General features: G+C 56.1%; 1 protein-coding gene. It reads left to right on the top strand.

Translation table 11 applies throughout. The features are described 5' to 3' along the window. Positions 1-574: 574 nt before the first annotated feature. Positions 575-1881: hypothetical protein (locus BF99_RS20830; RefSeq protein ID WP_038098191.1), on the top strand; the 1307-nt coding region annotated here is incomplete at its 3' end.

The following is a 1881-nucleotide window of genomic DNA, read 5'->3' as shown; positions in this document are numbered from 1 at the left end:
CCAAAGCGGCACCTTCGGGGTGCACTTGGCGACTCGGCCTTCGGCGAATGTCAAGGTGATACTGAGTACATCGGCAACCGGTGTAGTCATCGATACCGACCCGAGTAGGGTGGGTAATCAGTCCGAACTCACATTCGACCGTTTCGGCCAAGCCAATCCTTGGAATCGACACAAGACGGTGAATGTCTTCTCGATTCCTGACAACAATACGAATAACGAATCGATCACTATTGGTGTTACCGGAGAAGGTGGCGATTACGGTAGCAAAACTGCGAGCGTTAGCGTTAGCGTCGCCGATACAGGCTCCGGCTCTGGGCAGGTGCCCCCTGCGCACTCTTGTGTTTATGTTTTTTATTCTAGTACTAATGTTGAGATTGATGTTATACGCAATAGCTGTCCTCAAGAAGTCAATTTTAGATATTCTTTAATCCGAAATGGAGGTCAATTGATTGGATCTTCAAGAATAAATTCCCTATCTACATCTATAGATGATAGATCTTCAAGAGGAAGGATATGCGCAGAGTACTCTGATCAATCAACACAAACAGCATCCGGATTTCAATCATGCCCGACATTGACTCATAGCGGTACCAGCAACGTAACTTGGGTCATCCCGGCAGCAGCCCCCAAACCCTCAGGCACAATCCAAGTCACCCCGGCTGGCACCCTGACCATCGACGAAGGCAGCTCCGGCACCCTCTCGGTCAGCCTCTCCGCCGCCCCGAACGCCGACGTGACGGTTTCCCTTGCCAAGACCAACGCCGATGTGAGCCTTTCCCCCGCTTCGCTCACCTTCACTGCATCCAACTATTCGACGGCGCAAAACGTCACCGTCTCCGCCGCCCAAGACGACGATAACCGCGACGAATCCGACACCATCACCCTGAGCGCCTCGGGTGGCATCACCGCCCCGAATGTCACGAAGCAAGTCAGCATCGACGATGACGAGATAGGGCCGGGATACGACATCACCTCCCTATCCTTGACCGAAGGCGAAACGGCCAACTTCCAAGTGCGTCTCAAGACCCAGCCATCGGTGAATGTCACGGCTTCTTTCAATATCAACCGGTTAGGTAACGCATCGAATACCCTCACCCTCGACACCGACCCGAATACCGCGGGCAACCAAAGCGATCTGACTTTCAACCGCTTCGGCCCGACGAAGGCTTGGAATCAATACCAAACGGTGACCGCCACCGCCGCCCATGACGACGATCTGAACGACGATTCGTTCAGGGTGATTGTTTTTTCTAGTGATGGAGATTACAAAGTCACTGACGGTGTGTCAGGCGCGCTGGAAGTCACCGTCACCGACGACGACAAGACCACCAAGCCTGCGGGCACGATTCAAGTTTCCCCGGCCGGAACCCTCACCATCGACGAAGGCAACACCGGCACCCTCTCGGTCAGCCTCTCCGCCGCCCCGAACGCCGACGTGACGGTTTCCCTTGCCAAGACCAACGCCGATGTGACCCTCTCCCCCGCTTCGCTCACCTTCACCACATCCAACTATTCGACGGCGCAAGAGGTCACCGTCTCCGCCGGGGACGACACCGATACCAATGACGATTCCGACACCATCACCCTGAGCGCCTCGGGCGGCATCACCGCCTCGAATGTGACGAAGCAAGTCACCATCACCGATGACGATTCTTCGACGCCTGCGGGCACGATTCAAGTCACCCCGGCGGGAACCCTGACCATCGACGAGGGGAATTCGGGCACGCTCTCGGTCAGCCTCTCCGCCGCCCCGAATGCCGACGTGACGGTTTCCCTCGCCAAGACCAACGCCGATGTGACCCTCTCCCCGACATCGCTCACCTTCACCACATCGAACTATTCCACGGCGCAAAACGTTACCGTCTCCGCCGGGGATGACAA

This window comes from Thioalkalivibrio sp. HK1 (assembly GCA_000583135.1).
Taxonomy (GTDB): domain Bacteria; phylum Pseudomonadota; class Gammaproteobacteria; order HK1; family HK1; genus HK1.
The sequence above is the reverse complement of the archived record's forward strand: the minus strand, read 5'-3'. Positions and strand labels throughout refer to the sequence as shown.